General features: G+C 37.6%; 19 protein-coding genes and 1 riboswitch. Of the genes, 10 read left to right on the top strand and 9 right to left on the bottom strand.

Annotation, left to right across the window (positions count from 1 at the left end):
* Positions 1–223: 223 nt before the first annotated feature.
* The 3 genes from AC3G7N_RS15735 to AC3G7N_RS15745 all read right to left on the bottom strand — a co-directional run bounded on the left by AC3G7N_RS15735 (position 224) and on the right by AC3G7N_RS15745 (position 2,889).
* Positions 224–742 carry a YwhD family protein gene (locus AC3G7N_RS15735; protein WP_489423115.1) on the bottom strand — a complete coding sequence of 173 codons (519 nt, stop codon included), beginning with the start codon at positions 740–742 and terminating at the stop codon, positions 224–226.
* A 282-nt stretch (positions 743–1,024) separates the two neighbouring features.
* Positions 1,025–1,531: a YwgA family protein gene (locus AC3G7N_RS15740; protein WP_489423116.1), complete on the bottom strand. Its 507-nt coding sequence runs from the start codon at positions 1,529–1,531 to the stop codon at positions 1,025–1,027.
* Between the two features lie 50 nt (positions 1,532–1,581).
* Positions 1,582–2,889, bottom strand: a complete 1,308-nt coding sequence (locus tag AC3G7N_RS15745) for an HD domain-containing protein (RefSeq protein ID WP_489423117.1) — start codon at positions 2,887–2,889, stop codon at positions 1,582–1,584.
* Positions 2,890–2,986: 97 nt separating this feature from the next.
* Here AC3G7N_RS15745 and AC3G7N_RS15750 point away from each other — a divergent pair, with 97 nt between their 5' ends.
* Positions 2,987–3,838 carry a lipoate--protein ligase family protein gene (locus AC3G7N_RS15750; protein WP_489423118.1) on the top strand — a complete coding sequence of 284 codons (852 nt, stop codon included), beginning with the start codon at positions 2,987–2,989 and terminating at the stop codon, positions 3,836–3,838.
* Positions 3,839–4,121: 283 nt separating this feature from the next.
* Here the strand turns inward: AC3G7N_RS15750 and pta are convergent, their stop codons facing one another.
* Positions 4,122–5,093, bottom strand: a complete 972-nt coding sequence (gene pta, locus AC3G7N_RS15755; protein ID WP_489423119.1) for a phosphate acetyltransferase — start codon at positions 5,091–5,093, stop codon at positions 4,122–4,124.
* Between the two features lie 196 nt (positions 5,094–5,289).
* On the opposite strand from pta, the gene hemQ reads away from it, so the two are divergent.
* The 4 genes from hemQ (at position 5,290) to AC3G7N_RS15775 (ending at position 8,420) form a co-directional block, all read left to right on the top strand.
* On the top strand, positions 5,290–6,045 hold the full coding sequence (gene hemQ, locus AC3G7N_RS15760; protein ID WP_489423120.1) for a hydrogen peroxide-dependent heme synthase: 756 nt from the start codon (positions 5,290–5,292) through the stop codon (positions 6,043–6,045).
* Positions 6,046–6,633: 588 nt separating this feature from the next.
* On the top strand, positions 6,634–7,269 hold the full coding sequence (locus AC3G7N_RS15765; RefSeq protein WP_489423121.1) for a pentapeptide repeat-containing protein: 636 nt from the start codon (positions 6,634–6,636) through the stop codon (positions 7,267–7,269).
* Between the two features lie 324 nt (positions 7,270–7,593).
* Positions 7,594–7,692, top strand: a riboswitch (guanidine-I (ykkC/yxkD leader).
* Positions 7,693–7,764: 72 nt separating this feature from the next.
* Positions 7,765–8,106: a DMT family transporter gene (locus AC3G7N_RS15770; protein WP_489423122.1), complete on the top strand. Its 342-nt coding sequence runs from the start codon at positions 7,765–7,767 to the stop codon at positions 8,104–8,106.
* Entirely contained in the window at positions 8,106–8,420 is a 315-nt protein-coding gene (locus AC3G7N_RS15775) for a DMT family transporter (RefSeq protein ID WP_489423123.1), read from the top strand. The genes AC3G7N_RS15770 and AC3G7N_RS15775 overlap by 1 nt, the downstream gene beginning before the upstream one ends.
* Positions 8,421–8,788: 368 nt before the next feature.
* On the opposite strand, the gene AC3G7N_RS15780 is transcribed toward AC3G7N_RS15775, so the two are convergent.
* Together AC3G7N_RS15780 and pdxR are read right to left on the bottom strand one after the other, a co-directional pair.
* A complete protein-coding gene (locus AC3G7N_RS15780) occupies positions 8,789–9,265 on the bottom strand; it encodes a GNAT family N-acetyltransferase (protein ID WP_489423124.1) in 477 nt (158 codons plus the stop codon).
* 107 nt (positions 9,266–9,372) lie between these two features.
* The gene (gene pdxR / locus AC3G7N_RS15785) at positions 9,373–10,752 is read right to left on the bottom strand and encodes a MocR-like pyridoxine biosynthesis transcription factor PdxR (RefSeq protein WP_489423125.1); all 1,380 of its coding nucleotides are present in this window, start codon (positions 10,750–10,752) and stop codon (positions 9,373–9,375) included.
* Between the two features lie 128 nt (positions 10,753–10,880).
* Between pdxR and AC3G7N_RS15790 the strand changes: the two genes are divergently transcribed.
* From AC3G7N_RS15790 to AC3G7N_RS15810, 5 genes are all read left to right on the top strand, one after another.
* Positions 10,881–11,483 carry an FMN-binding negative transcriptional regulator gene (locus AC3G7N_RS15790; protein WP_489423126.1) on the top strand — a complete coding sequence of 201 codons (603 nt, stop codon included), beginning with the start codon at positions 10,881–10,883 and terminating at the stop codon, positions 11,481–11,483.
* A 125-nt stretch (positions 11,484–11,608) separates the two neighbouring features.
* A complete protein-coding gene (locus AC3G7N_RS15795) occupies positions 11,609–12,736 on the top strand; it encodes a trans-sulfuration enzyme family protein (protein WP_489423127.1) in 1,128 nt (375 codons plus the stop codon).
* A 959-nt stretch (positions 12,737–13,695) separates the two neighbouring features.
* Positions 13,696–14,067 (top strand): cell wall hydrolase, encoded by a 372-nt coding sequence (locus AC3G7N_RS15800; protein WP_489423155.1) that lies wholly within the window; start codon positions 13,696–13,698, stop codon positions 14,065–14,067.
* A 28-nt stretch (positions 14,068–14,095) separates the two neighbouring features.
* A complete protein-coding gene (gene gerQ, locus AC3G7N_RS15805) occupies positions 14,096–14,611 on the top strand; it encodes a spore coat protein GerQ (protein WP_489423128.1) in 516 nt (171 codons plus the stop codon).
* Between the two features lie 125 nt (positions 14,612–14,736).
* The gene (locus AC3G7N_RS15810) at positions 14,737–14,988 is read left to right on the top strand and encodes a hypothetical protein (RefSeq protein ID WP_489423129.1); all 252 of its coding nucleotides are present in this window, start codon (positions 14,737–14,739) and stop codon (positions 14,986–14,988) included.
* A gap of 151 nt (positions 14,989–15,139) precedes the next feature.
* On the opposite strand, the gene AC3G7N_RS15815 is transcribed toward AC3G7N_RS15810, so the two are convergent.
* The 3 genes from AC3G7N_RS15815 to AC3G7N_RS15825 form a co-directional block, all read right to left on the bottom strand.
* Positions 15,140–15,508, bottom strand: a complete 369-nt coding sequence (locus AC3G7N_RS15815) for a DUF423 domain-containing protein (RefSeq protein ID WP_489423156.1) — start codon at positions 15,506–15,508, stop codon at positions 15,140–15,142.
* Between the two features lie 24 nt (positions 15,509–15,532).
* Positions 15,533–15,829 carry a YwdI family protein gene (locus AC3G7N_RS15820; RefSeq protein ID WP_489423130.1) on the bottom strand — a complete coding sequence of 99 codons (297 nt, stop codon included), beginning with the start codon at positions 15,827–15,829 and terminating at the stop codon, positions 15,533–15,535.
* Between the two features lie 110 nt (positions 15,830–15,939).
* Positions 15,940–16,098 carry a hypothetical protein gene (locus tag AC3G7N_RS15825; RefSeq protein ID WP_489423157.1) on the bottom strand — a complete coding sequence of 53 codons (159 nt, stop codon included), beginning with the start codon at positions 16,096–16,098 and terminating at the stop codon, positions 15,940–15,942.
* Between the last annotated feature and the right edge of the window lie 48 nt (positions 16,099–16,146).

The following is a 16,146-nucleotide window of genomic DNA, read 5'->3' on the forward strand; positions in this document are numbered from 1 at the left end:
TTTAGTTACGTCGCAGTTTATTTCTTTTGTGTCAAAAACAACAATCTTTTAGAAAGCAGCCTAATAAAAAAAGCCGACTCACAGGTAAGGTCCGTCTTACCATGTGGTCGGCTTCTTTTTTGTCCTAGCAATACATGTGAAAGTCCATGTATACATATTTTACAAATTCTTGTCTAAAAGTACAAGAATTTCGGCTAATGTTCATGATTCGTTCACAATTTGTTCATGATTTTGGAAGCACTTCTTTTAGTTCTTGGCTTGAATTGTTCCACATTTCCTCGTTAAAATCGACAAGGAAATCCTTCAACAATTTTTTCGAATGATCATCCATATGTTCAAGCATAATCTTACCTTTTAATGATTTATCCATATGTGTCACATGCTCCGGCATTGATTTATAAGCACGTTTAATGGAGCGATCGACGCGAACTTCACTTCCACAAACGCCCCCATAATAGGGACCATTCTCGCCTTTTTCAACGGTTACCCAAACTATCCAATACAACTTACCATTCGGAACCTCATCTTTGTTCGGTAAAAATTTCACCCGTCGCTCTATTTCACTGCGGGCATGCATCGCTCCCATATCAACAAATGCACGATCTTCATTTGGATCGATAATTACCGGGGACATATTTTCAAGACTTATCGCACCGACGCCATAACCACCATGTCCGTCAGTCGAGTCATCTTTAAGTATCGTAAATGGATTTGTATTCTTTTTAGGCTTATCTTCACTCATTCAAGGAACCTCCTTTAAAGCTTCTACAGTATATTGTAGCATAAGTGAATTTACCTTTTCACTTAATTACACCTCGTTATTTTTCGATTAGTCAAACATTTTACTGTATAACTTTAAGTAAATTGGATGACTGAAACATTACAGGTGAAACAAAGGTTACAGATATGAAAGAAGATGGTTGGCAAGTAAGTAGTAGCCCACAAACACATTTTAATCCAGAACATAATAAGCCATCCAAAAGGAATTTGGAGTATCTTCCGGTTCAGTGTAAAAAATCCACAATCAATGTTGTGGATTTTTCTTAAGTAAATCGATAAACGTCCATGCTTCTTTGACTTCATCTTCCGTAAAGTTTTGCTTGGGTTTAACAGTATGAATTTTTTCAACCACATCATCACGTGATTGGTTATCAAAGTACAGCATCGTAGAGACAAGCTCTAGGAAGCGCGAACTCTTTCCTTTTAGCAGTGCAACTTGTTCTTCCATTTCAGGCATGTTTAGTGTAAATTGCCCGAGGAACGCTTGTCCATTTTCTGTAATCGTATAATTATATTGGTAATAATTGCTCTTATCTTCCTTCACTTCATCGAGAAACCCTAGATTACAAAGTTCTTCCGTTCGTAGTGTAAGTTCTTCCGAGTATGGTCCATAAAAATGAAATTGATATTTTTCTTCAAAAGGAACTTTGCACTTTTGTAAAATATAGATCATTTTTTGAAGTTTTTTCCGTCCGGTTACTTCTTTTGCAACATCGAAAAAATGCATTAACTTCGCATGATTTGTTAACATTATTTATTCGCTCCTTGGTCATATATAGTGAAACTTCATTTAGTGGGGGTTTACTGCCCGTCAAACTGCGATAAAAGTTCCATAATGCGTTTTTTGATGGAGGGTTTTCCGTTAAGGTTCTCTAAAAAATCGGCAGGAAAATATAGCTTATGGTCGGTTCGTTTCTTTCCAGAAATTGATTCTACTATATCGGAGTGACGGGAGAGCTCTTTCAACTCATTGTTAGGCATTAACAAATGAATGGGAAGGCGTTCCTCTTCCTCACCTGGTCTGTAAAAATCATATGGTAAATCAGATGATGAATCGACTTCAAGATAATATTCCGGATCAATCCCCGCTTCCTGGAACAATTTATGAAGCTCCGTCCATTTGTTCATCTGCTTGTCTGGGTTAAATTCAATATACTTAAATAGACGACGATTCATAAACCGCTCACACAGGTCACGCAAAATACCATCGTCTTCTTCCTGCCAAACTTGAAAATAATACGATACAATAGCTTCATCAAGTTTTAAATAATCCTTTAATACTACGCTTTCTTTGAAGAAAGAAATAAAATGCACTGGCTCAAGCTTAAAGGTGTAATCCGTCTCATATAAAAACTTCGCTCGATGTAGGATTTTTGATAAAATAACTTCTGCACTGCGAGTTACAGGATGAAAATATACCTGCCAATACATTTGATAACGACTCATAATATAGTCTTCCACTGCATGCATCCCGCTAGATTTAATAACAACCTGGTCATCAATCGGGCGCATTACACGAAGAATTCGTTCCATATCAAAATGACCATAGCTTACACCAGTAAAATAGGCATCCCGCTGTAAATAATCCATCCGATCAGCATCAATTTGACTGGATATAAGGCTAACAACCAATTTATCTTTATATGTTTTTGCAATAACATCCGCAACTTTTTGCGCAAAACCTTTGGAAACTCGTTCTAAAATGGTATGTACATCGGTGTCGCCAACAATGATTGCCTGAGTAAAATATTCATGATCAAGCTTAAATACTTTTTCAAACGAGTGTGAAAATGGACCATGTCCCAAATCATGCAGCAAAGCTGCACAAAGACATAGCAAGCGTTCGTCTTTATTCCAGTGTGGCTTATCCTCGAAGTTATTGATAATTCGCCGAACGATTTCATATACACCCAATGAATGATTGAAGCGACTATGTTCTGCCCCGTGAAACGTTAAGTTTGTTGTCCCAAGCTGTTTAATGCGGCGTAATCGCTGAAACTCTGGTGTTGCTATCAGGTCCCAGATTACTTGATCCTTTACATGAATATAACGGTGAACCGGATCTTTAAAAACTTTTTCCTCATTCAATTGTTCATCTTTATACGCCATTTACTCACAACCCGTTTCTGTTCGACAATTTTGTTATAGTATATAATAAATAGAGAAAGTTAAAAAGTATATTTGAGAAATTAAAGGTGAGAAAATCATGCAATCTTGGAAAGATATCATACACCATCCGACCTTTCGTTATATGAATCAATCGGATAAAACGAATTTTTATAATGAAAAAATGACAGCCTTAACTTCGTTCGCAATTGACGACACATTGGCTCTTTCTGTTGGCGATGGCCAATCTGCTCCTACTGTACGTTTATGGGTCCATCAACACACTGTGGTACTCGGTATACCTGATGCTCGCTTGCCTTTTATCGAAGAAGGTGTGGGTCTTTTATCAGAACGTGGATACCATGCAGTTGTTCGTAATTCAGGTGGACTTGCTGTTGCACTTGATGATGGTGTCCTCAATATATCATTGGTTCTGCCAGAAGTGAAAAGTTTACCTATCCATGCGTGCTATGAAGCCATGGTGAGTTTTGTCCAATATATGCTAGCGGATCTTACGAGTGACATTGAAGCCTATGAAATTGTCGGTTCCTATTGTCCAGGCGATTATGATTTAAGTATTGATGGTAGAAAATTTGCTGGTATTTCACAGCGTCGTGTCAAGGACGGAGCGGCAATTCAGATTTACTTGGACGTTGAAGGCCGTGGTCAAGAGCGTGCTGCATTAATTCGTGACTTTTACAAAGTTGGACTTAAAGATGAAGAAACAAACTTCACCTTTCCTAACGTGGTACCAGAAACAATGGCGTCATTATCAGAGTTATTACCCGTGAAAGTCACGATGGATGAAATTAAACAGCGCGTATATGCAACACTAGAAGAACTAAGCGAAAATATTGTAACCGCAAAATTTTCTGAGCAGGAACAAGAAAATTTTATAAAACGGTTAGAACAGATGATAAAGCGAAATGAAAAAATAGCGGAGATGCAGTGATTGTAGCTCTTGTATAGGGAGGATTGTTATTTTCGGCCGGCGATTTCAACGCTCATCCCGATATATCAACACTTACCCAAGCAATTAAAAAGCGCAAGGGCCTTGAAAGACACGACAAGCATAAGCAGAGCGGTGCAGTGTGGGTGCTTTGCCCGCACGGAAGCGAACTGCTTATGTCTCGAGTGTCTAGGCGCTGGAGCTAGACAGATAATCGCCAAAATTTTATACTTTCTTTGCTCTTCAAAAAAGCTTGTGGGGACCAAAACCCCACAAGCTCTATTTATTATCTTGCCTGAACTGCCGTAATCAATGCTAAATTGTATACATCATCGGAGCTGCAGCCGCGTGATAGATCATTGACTGGTCGGTTAAGTCCTTGTAAAACTGGACCAACCGCATCAAATTCGCCGAGACGCTGTGCTATTTTATAGCCAATATTTCCAGCTTCAAGACTTGGAAAAATAAATACATTTGCATTCCCTTTTAAAGGTGAATCAGGTGCCTTTTTCTCCGCGACACTTGGTACAAATGCCGCATCAAACTGGAATTCACCGTCAATTATAAGTGAAGGATTCTTTTCTTTAGCAATCTTTAAAGCTTTTGCCACTCTTTCTGTTTCATCTGATTTCGCTGAACCTTTTGTTGAAAAACTAAGCATGGCTACGCGCGGGTCCACACCAAACAGTTCAGCTGTCACAGCACTTTCTACCGCAATTTCTGCCAGATCCTGACTGTCTGGTGCAATGTTAATCGCGCAATCAGCGAACACATATTTTTCCTCTCCACGAACCATGATAAATACACCTGAAGTTTTCTTTATACCTTCTTTTGTTTTAATAATTTGCAACGCTGGACGAACTGTATCAGCGGTAGAATGGGATGCACCACTTACTAATCCATCTGCTTGATTCATATAAACAAGCATCGTTCCAAAATAATTTTCATCGAGCAACATTTTTCTTGCCTCGTCTTCTGTTACTTTTCCTTTACGACGCTCGACAAACGTTTCAACCATTAAGTCAAATTCCTCAAATTCATTCGGATCCATGATTTTACACGAAGAAACATCTACACCCACTTCTTCTGCCCGTTTTTTAATTTCACTTTTTTTGCCAATTAAAATAGGTGTCAAAATCCCTGCAACACCTAACTGGCTCGTTGCAGTTAAAATCCGCTCGTCGGTTCCTTCTGGGAAAACAATAAATCTATTTGTACCTTCCAATTTTGTTTTTATTTCTTCAAAAAAACTACTCATTCACTAGCACCTCCACGGCTATTTGCTTCTATGTTTCATGATAATGCAATAATGGATACATGAAAAGCAATCCACTTAAATTTGACAGAATGGTGAAAACGCCTTTTCTTATTCCTTGTTCATGATTATTATTCCCTCAATATGGTATAGTAAAGCCTATAAGATGATAAATTATTACATAAGGGAGCGATAGATAATGGCAGCAGCAGAAGCAGTAGAAACCATGGATGGCTGGTATTGCCTGCACGATTTACGCAGCATTGACTGGGCGTCTTGGAAAATGGTTTCAAGTGACGTACGACAAGCAGCAATAGACGAATTACATGCCCTTTTAGCAAAATGGGATGCTGTTGAAGAAGCAAAAGAAGGTAGTCATGTTGTGTACACGGTTGTTGGTCAAAAAGCAGATATCATGATGATGATTTTACGCCCAACAATGGATGAGTTGAACGAGGTAGAAACTGCTTTTAACAAGACGAAGTTCGCCGATTTCCTACTACCTTCTTACTCCTATGTATCGGTTGTAGAGCTTTCGAAGTATTTCCCACAGAAAAAAGATGTGGACCCTGAAACATTGCCGGAAACACAGGCACGCTTAAAGCCTATCTTACCAAAATGGGATTACATTTCGTTTTACCCAATGAACAAGCGCCGTGCTGGTGAGGAAAATTGGTATGCATTAGATTTTAAAAACCGCGCGAAATTATTATATGAACACAGCAAAACTGGCCGTAAATATGCTGGTCGGATTAAGCAAATTATTACAGGCTCATTTGGATTTGATGACTGGGAATGGGGCGTAACCTTATTTGCACACGACGCAATAGAACTAAAACGCATTGTCTATGAAATGCGTTTTGACGAGGTTAGTGCAAAGTATGGTGAGTTTGGCGAATTTTTCGTTGGAAGCCACCTGCCAAATGAAAAACTAGCAGCATTTCTTCAAGTATAAAATTAGTTACCGCATCAGCATGGATCCATGCTGATGCGCTTTTTTATGAAGATAGGAAAGCATTTTAGTTTTTCAGCCATGCAGCATACGGTTGGCATACCTTTTCCAAAGGAATGGCTTCAGCCTTCGTTCTGCCGACTCCGCCTGTGCTTCAAACCACAAGACCTGTCAGTCTTGATAGCATGGAGGAGTATTGACAGGATGGTTTCAGGAAACATGGTTCCGTCATTCCCATCCTCTGTTGTAAAGTTGAAATTGTTTTATATTAATTACCTATATTTCCACGCTGTGAAGCGCTTATAACAGATTTGTCGCGCGCACCCGATTGCTGAACAGCAAAGTGTTGAAGCTAGGCCACTTATTCAACTTGAACATTTTGTTTGAAAGCGAAATAGCATCCGAAAAGATTGTACATAAGTTTTTTAAAAAATATAGTCTTTTTTTAAAAGCTAATATTGCTATAGTTAACATAATAGTTTTTTGTTTATTAACTATATTAACTAGACCTTAACTCAATTAGAAAAAAGACCGCCGTTTTAGTCTTTAAGGAGCCCCCCAACTAAATTATTTGATGAGAGAGGTATGTATATGAAAATTGATTTGCCAAAAATTGCAGAAAAATTACCTGCAAGAAACTTCCAAGATATTTTTTATGAAGAAGATCCCGAGCTAGAAATGTGTATAATTATTGACTCTATTTTCGAAAATGAAGTTTTGGATAGAGTACGATTATCTAATATGGTGATTAAGAATTGTAGGTTCAATAATACAGATTTTAAGAACATTGATATTACAGATGTATGTTTTGAAAACTGTGATTTATCCAATGCCAAATTGAGCAAGTCATCCATTCACAGGGTTGAATTCAAAAATTGCAAATTATTAGGTGTGGATTTTACAGAATCCCGCTTTGGAAATGTACGGTTTGATAATTCCCTATTAAACTTGGCGGCATTCGGAAATTCAAAGCTGGAAAAAGTAATATTTCAAGATGCTTCATTAATAAGTTCGGACTTTTATGATTGTAAATTTAAAAGGATTGAATTTCAATTATGTGATCTTGATGAAACGAACTTTGAAAAAACATCACTAAAGGGAATAGATATTAGTTCTTCTACTTTTGCAACACTTACTGTATCTTTGTACGATTTAAAAGGGTGCAAAGTATCTACATATCAAGCAATTCAATTAGCAACCCTCATGGGATTGCTAATTAAAGATTAGTTTGTGGGCAAATTTTGAAGAAAAAATTATCAATCTTTTAGGAATACACAACAGGTTCAAAATAAAGAAGGCGCTTTGAAATATGGTTTGATCAAAAATAGCGCATAAAGCTGCAGCTTAGGGTAACTTCACAGAATCTATTTTGAAAAAAAATTGATCAAAATGGATTCTACAGTTTTGAATACAGGTGGAACTTTTTAAAAGGTTTGATCACTTATAGCTGTGATCTTCCACAATCGCGCCCTTCGTTGAAGAACCCCTCCTTTATTATTCTAATCTTGACTAAGCTAAAATAATATATATAATAAAGGTTAATTGCATATGGAAAATGTTTTCTAGGGTTCCGCAACGACAATTGTTGGTCTGGTCCAAGAGAAAACTCACAGCTCAGCTGTGTCACGGAAGGATAAAAGCCTGGGAGAAACTGTTTAACAGTTATCTCTTGGGCTTTTTTTGTTTTTAATGGGAAAGAATAAAATCGGAGGTGTTATTTGAATGAATACAAACTGGGTTAAAGTAATTGTCGCTGCTTTTTTCGAGGTTTTTTGGGTTATAGGATTAAAACATGCGGATGACTTTTGGACTTGGACTGGAACAATTATTGCTATTATCATTAGTTTTTATTTAATAATTATGGCTAGTAAAAAACTACCCGTTGGAACTGTCTATGCGGTTTTTGTAGGACTAGGTACTACCGGAACTGTCTTTGCAGATATCGTATTCTTTGGTGAACCATTTAAAGTAGCAAAAGTCATTTTGATTTTGGTTTTATTGGCAGGGGTAATTGGTTTAAAATTAGTTACTAAAGACAATGTTAAAGAAGGAGTTGAATCATAATGGCTTGGGCTTCTTTGGTTATAGCAGGTTTATTTGAAATGTTTGGTGTTGCAATGATAAATAAATTGCATAAAGATCGTAATTTACAGTCGGTGGTACTGTTAATTCTTGGCTTTGGTGCAAGTTTTCTATTTCTTGCTTATGCAATGAAATCACTACCTATGGGAACTGCCTATGCAATTTGGACAGGAATTGGTGCATCAGGCGGAGCCATATTAGGTATGATATTGTACGGTGAATCAAGAGATTGGAAAAGAATTATTTTTATTACAATGGTTTTAAGTGCTGCAATAGGATTAAAACTCGTCTCTTAAATAAGTTTATAAATTGCAGTAATAATTACTTAAGAAGATAATCTATTTGAGTAGATTATCTTCTTTTACTTTTATTCTTATTCAACTATCCTGTTCTTGAACAATGACAAGCAACACCAGCTCTGACAATAATTCTCATAACCCATGTACTAGCAATCCTTAATATCTTCAGTGTCGTCATTCCCCTTTAAATCATCCTTAGCCTTATCAATCAAAGGTGCCAAATGAAAAAGGTGTTCATTTGCTAAGGAACTGTCGGGTTTATAATAATTGGATTACTTTCCAAAATTTATTACTGATATTTTTGGGTCAGATTGGCGCCGATTATGGAAGGTCATTTATGTTATCTTATTAAAGATAAGAACCCGTTAATTTAATATAATCTCCATTTTTCTACCCTTTGTTGTCATACCAATTGACTCATAAAATTCAATTGCATAAGGATTCTTCTCTGATACCCCCAATTCAATACAATCAACTTTCAGGCTTCTCCCAAAATCAAAAACATATTTCATAAGTCTTTTTCCGCCCCCCTTTTTTCTCTGGGCTTCGGCAATGCATAAACTGTTTATAAATAATACCTTTCTTGCTTTAACAAATGAATTTTCAGTTATTTCTTCTTCCTTCATCACAACGACTCCGACTATTTCATTACCAATGGTAGCCACAAAAATGTGTTGTTTAACATCATTTAGCTGACTTTCAAAGAACTCTTGACTTACTGGAGTGGAATTCTCTTTGTACAAATCTGGTCTTTCGTAAACGTGTAAATCATGAACCTGTCTGAATAAAGACAATACAGATTTGTAATCATCTTTGTTAGCCTTTCGAATGGATATATCCATATTTTTCTCCTACCTCCAATAATTGTTTAACAGGTTAAATAAGTTCTAAAGCTGGTATTGCTGAAGAATATCCTTAAGTGAATTTACGAATATCTAAAAAGGTACTCTTATAACCATGCTTTTCTTAAAAGATTTACACCAAGTTCGATTTCATCATAAGCAAGACCGCTAAACCCTAGTTTAATCATTGGCTTATCCGGATGGTTTTTTATGAAATAGATCGAAGTTGGCCGCACTTTAACACCATAATGGAAAGCCCGCTCGATTATCCATTCTTCTGAACACTCTAGATTTACTTTAATTAATACGTACAAACCGGACTGTTCGCCAATAATGGAAATACTTTTCCCAAAATGTTTTTTTAATAATAATACGAGGTGTTGCATTTTTCGTTTATAAACAAGGCGCATTCGCTTAATGTGCCGATTCCATTCCCCATTTTCCATAAATCTAGCCATTGTAAGTTGGCTAAAAAGTGAAGTTGAGCTTTCGAAGTTCAGGAACTGATTTTTATAACAGTTTAAAAGCTGCTGTGGTAACACCATATAGCTTAAACGAAGTCCCGAGAGAAACGACTTTGAGAAGTTTCCCAGATAAATGACTCTTGTTGAATCAATAGAAGCGAGCGCTGGAAACGGCTGTTGCGTATAGCGAAACTCACTATCATAATCGTCTTCAATAATGTATCCCTGTACCTTGTTTGCCCATTGAATGAGCGTTTTTCGTTGTTGAATGGACATGCTTACACCGTACGGACTGTGATGAGAAGGTGTTACATAGATTAAGCCTGAATCCATTTGTTTAAGTTGCGAAAGATCTGCACCTGATGCATATACCGGCAAATATTCAAGCGAAAAATGATGGAATTGAAAAGCTTCCCTGGAACCATCGAACCCCGGATCTTCTACGATAATACTTGAATAGTCTTCCTGTAATATATGGCCTAGATTGATAAGCATTTGTTGTGTACTGCTACCGATTATAATGGTATTTGCATCTGTTCTTACCCCACGTGATTGGAGTAAGTATGTGGCAATTTGTTCGCGCAGACTCACCTCTCCAAAAGTTTCCCCATACCGAAAGCTCTCAGGTAACGTTAAGACCTGATTCGCTATTCGCCTCCATACTTTTAAGGGGAAATGGGATTGATCAACAGCATCTGTCCGAAAATTAACACGAACGGACGCTTCCTTTCCCATCCTCTTTTTGTTAGAGGGAATTGGTGGTTCCTGGTATAAAGATGGCTCTAATTGATTGACAAAATAACCTTTTCTCCCTTCCCCGCGAATATAACCCTCTGCTACAAGCTGATTATATGCTGTTAGGGTTGTATTACGGCTTACTTGGAGAGAATCAGCAAGTTGCCGAATGGAGGGTAGTTGTTCATCAGCTTCCACATTGCCTTGTTCAATAAATGATTTAAACTGCTCGTAAATTTGTTTGTATTTGGGAGAGCTTTCGTTTAAGGCAAAAAGATAATTTTTCATATACAATTTCTCCTGACATGCTTATTTATTTTAAATTGTATCTTTTTAAATGTCAGTTTATATCATAATATATTTTATATGAGCGATAAAATATTTTCAAACACAAAATTAGATGAGGAGTGATGATGATGTATATTCCAAAGCATTTTGAAATCAAAGATGAAGAGATGATTTACGAGGTTATTGAAGAAAATAGCTTTGCTACGCTATTTTCCCAACATCAAGGTCATCCGTATGCGACCCACCTTCCTTTGATTTTAGATAAAGAAAAAAGATATTTGTACGGTCACTTTGCAAAACCGAATAAGCAGTGGAAAGATTTAGAGGGACAGGAGGTACTTGCCGTTTTTCAGGGGCCGCATTGTTATATCTCTTCTTCCTGGTATGAAACAAATAAAGCCGTACCGACATGGAATTACGTATCTGCTCACGTATACGGAAAGGTTGAAATCATAGACGGGGAAGAAGTGATGGATTCCCTTCATCAAATGGTGTTGAAATATGAAGATCCAAATAGTTCATACCAATGGGACCAATTGGATGCTCATTTTTTAGAAGGGCAGGCAAAAGGCATTGTTGGTTTCAAAATCAATATTGATAAAATCGAAGGAAAAGCAAAGTTGAGTCAAAATCATTCCGCTGAGCGATTAAAGCTTGTTATTTCACAACTTGAACAATCCACAAGTGAGGATGAGAGGGAAATTGCATCTCATATGAAAACAATTCTTTAGAAAGAAAGCTTGAAGGTATAAATGTACTCTTTGATGAACAAAGCCGATTAAAATATCTCCATTGAAGCAAACAAAGCTCATGGATAACACATCATAACAATAATCTTTGAAAGCGAGGAATATGTATGCGTTTTGAAACAAAAGCCATTCACTCCGGGCGGCAGGTTGACAAATCAACGAGCTCGGTCACCATGCCAATCCATCTCTCTACGACATTCGAACGAGCTGCAGATGGCTCATATCCAAATGAATTCGTATATAGCCGTGAAAATAATCCCAATCGTCATGCTCTGGAAGACTGCCTCACATCGCTCGAGGCGGGGCATGATTGCGTCACTTTCGCATCAGGGATGGCAGCAATCACTTCATTAATCGAGGCACTTCCTTCGGATAAACCACGTCGGGTTATTATGCCAAACGATATGTATTTTGGTATTCGTTCCCTTCTTTCGGAAACGGATATTGGATCAAAGTTTGACATTGTGATTGTTGACATGACAGATCTTCATGAGGTTGAGAAAGCGATAAAAAGTGCACCAACCGGTCTGGTTTGGATCGAGACGCCGTCTAATCCACTTCTGAAAGTTACTGATTTTGAAGCTGTTACAAAGATAGCACAGCAGGCCGAGGCTTACACCGTTGTTGATAATACGTGGGCAACTCCAGTTCTGCAGCGTCCCCTCACTCTTGGAGTTGACTTTTCGATCCATTCTGTGACGAAATATATAGGAGGTCATAGTGATTTAATGATTGGTGCAGTTGTCGCAAGATCAGATAATCCTATGTTGACCAATCTACGAGCTTGGCAACATTCAAAAGGTGCTGTGCCTTCCCCTTTCGACTGTTGGCTTGCACTACGCGGCGTGCAATCACTTGCCCCTCGTATGATGACCCATTGTGCAAATGCATTGGAAATTGCAAGTTTTTTGGATTATCATCCGAATGTCGAAGCCGTTCATTATCCTGGTCTTTCTGACCATCCAGGACATCATATTGCAGCACGACAAATGAGTTCATTCGGCGGTATGTTGTCCTTTCAGGTAAAAGACGGTTGGGATGGGGCAATGGCTGTTGCTGCAAAAGTACAATTGTTTACCCGTGCTACAAGTCTGGGTGGAACGCACAGTCTCATTGAGCACCGAGCTTCAGTTGAAGGAAGCAAAACGGTGGCTCCGTCAAACCTCCTACGTATATCGATCGGACTTGAACATGCGGATGATCTTAAAGAGGATTTATTGCAGGCGCTCGAATAGATAAAATGTAACTTCATTAAAATCTGGTGGACCAGACACATCAATTTTTGATCTTCCTCAAAACGAACATACGAACGGGCGCGGTAACGGAACAAGATTTGCGCCTTTTCCTAGTTTGTTGGCGCGATTGCTGAAGATTATATTTAGAAAATAATCAAACTTTTTTATAAAAACCAGATTTAAATATGCTGAATAGAAATCCATTTTGATCAATCTTTTTTTTAAAATGGATTCTCTCATTTGCCATAAGGTACGGGTTCAAGTGATATTTTTGATCAAACTTTATTTTAAACCAACATCTATATTGCCGTTAGTAAACTCATTATTTTCCAGTATTATTAAATCGGAAAATAAGTTTATATCCTGCAAAAGAGTCCCCATTTTCCTCAACCCAAGTCCCATTAGTGTAATAGAAATCGTCTTCTCCCAAGCGATATACATTATACCTATGATTAAAGCAAATAATCTAAAAGTGCTTAAAGTATTACTACATACTCTAACATCACTTCATATAGGCTCACTCCAACTAGACTCCCGAACCTAAAAGTGCAGATATTACGACAAACGCAACCTCAGTTCCACTTTTGACATTAGTTCCATTGATGCCGTATCTGCTTTGTAGAAAACTTAGTTAAGACCATTTGTTTATGTAGTTTTTTAGCAAATCTAATTAGTTTCAACTGCCTTCATTTGTTTACCAAGTTCTTTAGCATTTGGTACAAAGGCCATAGTATAGGCGTTCAGAGGGAAGTATTTACCACTTTCTGTTACCAAAGCTGGTTTATATACATAGTTCTTCGATAATTTTGATTTAACTGCAAATTTAACTTTTTTAGCCTCCTCGCCTAAGTTCTAACATAGTTTATCCTGCATATAATAAATAAGTATTTAGAAAAGAGGTGACCCTATTGCCCAGAATTAAACGTACCGATAAAGGCGTGGCATTACTAGCAAGATTAATGCGAGCTGAGGCCGAGGGTGATGGAAAATTAGGGATGCTGATGGTTGGGAATGTTGGAGTAAATCGAATTGTCTCCAATTGTTTAGATTTTACCCAACTATCTACCATTCGCGATATGGTATTTCAAAGGCCGGGCGGTTTTGAAGCAACGCTGAAGGGATACTTTTATCAACGTGCACGCGAAGTGGATAAGAATCTAGCTAGAAAGGTTATTAAAGGCGGACGTTACCATCCTGCTTCATATGCACTTTGGTTCTTTGCGCCTGAAGGAGATTGTCCTGCACAGTGGTATGATCAAAGGCTAATAGGACGTTTTAAATCACATTGTTTTTTTGCACCAGATTCATCCGTATGCCCGAGAGTTTATTAATTTTTATCAATGATTAGGAGGTTTTTTTATGAGTGAAAATCAAGGATACCCTTATTATTATTATCCTCAAAGTTCTCCAGCCTATTATCCAGGATACGATTATCGTCAGGATTCACAATCGATGCAAGGGATGCCTGGAATGCAAGGTATGCCGGGGATGCAAGGATCACAAGGTATGCCTGGTATGCAGGGTATGCCTGGCATGCAAGGTTCGCCGGGGATGCAAGGAACACAAGGTTCACAAGATGTACCAGGTATGCTACCTGTAGAACAATCCTACATTGAAAACATCTTACGATTAAATAAAGGCGAAGTGGCAACCGTTTACATGACTTTTGAAAATAATAATGAATGGAATGCACAGATTTTTAAAGGAAGAATTGAAGCAGCTGGAAGGGATCATATTATTTTAAGTGATCTGAAGACGAAAAAAAGATACCTGCTACTAATGATCTACTTAGATTACATTACATTTGAAGGAGAAATAAACTACACCTACCCATATGGCAATACTCAAACTGCGGAAACCTATTCGCCAAGGTAGCACTTTGCTCTGAACATACGATAAAAAGGATGGCCTATACGGAATCGATCCACACATTCACAGTGGGATCTTTATTCTTATATAAGTCATCCTTCTTTTATTTTTCTCTATAGGGGGATCACACAATGAGGCATCCATACGAAAAATTCGTCCGATTAGAGTTAATTTCACTTATCTTAGCTGTATTTGCTGGGATTGTTGTATTGGTTAAAGGATTTATTTTATTAGCTGTTTTGATCATCTACTTAATCGGATGTGGACTATGCTGTGAGGCTATGATCGAACTTAATACTCACAATAGAAATAAGGCTTTTAAACACTTCATACAAGCTTTGCTGCTCTTTGTTTTTATGACCTATGTCTTATTCCACTTATAGAGGATGCTTAAAAAGTCACCAAATGATAAACGGCGCATTTTTTTGTGGGCATGTCTTAACGATCCTCATGTAGGAATAGCCTACTTCCGGCCCTCAGGACTGCACCGCCTCGAATTTCTGTTTCTAATTTGGCACCTTTTTAAAAACGCATTTATAAATATTTCCAAACAGCATAGCCAAGCAAAACCCAGCCAACTAAAAATGCTACTCCGCCAAGCGGTGTTATCATTGCGAATAGTTTAATTCCAGTTGTTGAATATGCGTACAAGCTTCCTGAAAATAATACTATCCCTGCAAAGAACATCCATCCTGCAACATGTATCCCCCCACTTTGGAATTTTGCTAATAGCAATCCCGTTACAAGCAAGGCCATTGTATGAAACATTTGATAAGTTACAGCCTTGTCCCATGTTCCTAAAGCTTTCTCCGACAGTTTACCTTCTAGCCCATGAGCCCCGAATGCCCCTAAAGCTACTGCTATAAAGCCGTTTATTGCACCAAGAATTAGAAATATTTTCATCATTGCACACCTCTTTTATAAAGTTTAGAAATCAAATATTGACTTACCATTTGCACCGTCATGATTGACTTCTGATTCACGTGCATATGTATTCTTTTTGTTTGTACTACCAAGCATCGCCTTCATTTCATCATCAGAAATATCACTTGAACTTGTCGAGCTTGCCTCCTGCTCAACATGCTCACCATCTACTATTAAATCACTTAAAAGCCGCACATTCTCAATATGCCTTACCAATTGACCCTGATTAGTTTGGCTTAATTGAGCCTGCTGCAACTCATGAATCATTTTCTTAAGTATCGTTTCATTTGGAATCGCCACAGAACCACTCCCTTTCATCCTTACTGTATTAGTATAACATGTGACACTATGTAATTTCTTTACAAAAAGTTGACTAACAAAAAGCCCTGGAAAGAATTCCAAGACTTTTATCAGTTAATGTTTTCTATTTTTAAGCATTTACATGTTTCTTTCTCTTCTTCTAGATAGCGCTCATACATCCATTGCAAAAACTCAACTTCTTTTCGTTGCAATTTTCGTCCAAGCTTCTCTTTCGTATCCTCTAATACATTAAAAAAGCTTTCCATCACGCTACATTGCCCCCTAATATACCGCTAACAAAAATAGTATCTTTTTTA

The organism is Virgibacillus carmonensis (assembly GCF_057836705.1).

Coding starts and splice junctions, on each gene's coding strand:
- AC3G7N_RS15735 (WP_489423115.1), bottom strand. CDS start 742: ATGAGTGAAGATAAGCCTAAAAAGAATACAAATCCATTTACGATACTT.
- AC3G7N_RS15740 (WP_489423116.1), bottom strand. CDS start 1,531: ATGTTAACAAATCATGCGAAGTTAATGCATTTTTTCGATGTTGCAAAA.
- AC3G7N_RS15745 (WP_489423117.1), bottom strand. CDS start 2,889: ATGGCGTATAAAGATGAACAATTGAATGAGGAAAAAGTTTTTAAAGAT.
- AC3G7N_RS15750 (WP_489423118.1), top strand. CDS start 2,987: ATGCAATCTTGGAAAGATATCATACACCATCCGACCTTTCGTTATATG.
- pta (WP_489423119.1), bottom strand. CDS start 5,093: ATGAGTAGTTTTTTTGAAGAAATAAAAACAAAATTGGAAGGTACAAAT.
- hemQ (WP_489423120.1), top strand. CDS start 5,290: ATGGCAGCAGCAGAAGCAGTAGAAACCATGGATGGCTGGTATTGCCTG.
- AC3G7N_RS15765 (WP_489423121.1), top strand. CDS start 6,634: ATGAAAATTGATTTGCCAAAAATTGCAGAAAAATTACCTGCAAGAAAC.
- AC3G7N_RS15770 (WP_489423122.1), top strand. CDS start 7,765: ATGAATACAAACTGGGTTAAAGTAATTGTCGCTGCTTTTTTCGAGGTT.
- AC3G7N_RS15775 (WP_489423123.1), top strand. CDS start 8,106: ATGGCTTGGGCTTCTTTGGTTATAGCAGGTTTATTTGAAATGTTTGGT.
- AC3G7N_RS15780 (WP_489423124.1), bottom strand. CDS start 9,265: ATGGATATATCCATTCGAAAGGCTAACAAAGATGATTACAAATCTGTA.
- pdxR (WP_489423125.1), bottom strand. CDS start 10,752: ATGAAAAATTATCTTTTTGCCTTAAACGAAAGCTCTCCCAAATACAAA.
- AC3G7N_RS15790 (WP_489423126.1), top strand. CDS start 10,881: ATGTATATTCCAAAGCATTTTGAAATCAAAGATGAAGAGATGATTTAC.
- AC3G7N_RS15795 (WP_489423127.1), top strand. CDS start 11,609: ATGCGTTTTGAAACAAAAGCCATTCACTCCGGGCGGCAGGTTGACAAA.
- AC3G7N_RS15800 (WP_489423155.1), top strand. CDS start 13,696: ATGCGAGCTGAGGCCGAGGGTGATGGAAAATTAGGGATGCTGATGGTT.
- gerQ (WP_489423128.1), top strand. CDS start 14,096: ATGAGTGAAAATCAAGGATACCCTTATTATTATTATCCTCAAAGTTCT.
- AC3G7N_RS15810 (WP_489423129.1), top strand. CDS start 14,737: ATGAGGCATCCATACGAAAAATTCGTCCGATTAGAGTTAATTTCACTT.
- AC3G7N_RS15815 (WP_489423156.1), bottom strand. CDS start 15,508: ATGAAAATATTTCTAATTCTTGGTGCAATAAACGGCTTTATAGCAGTA.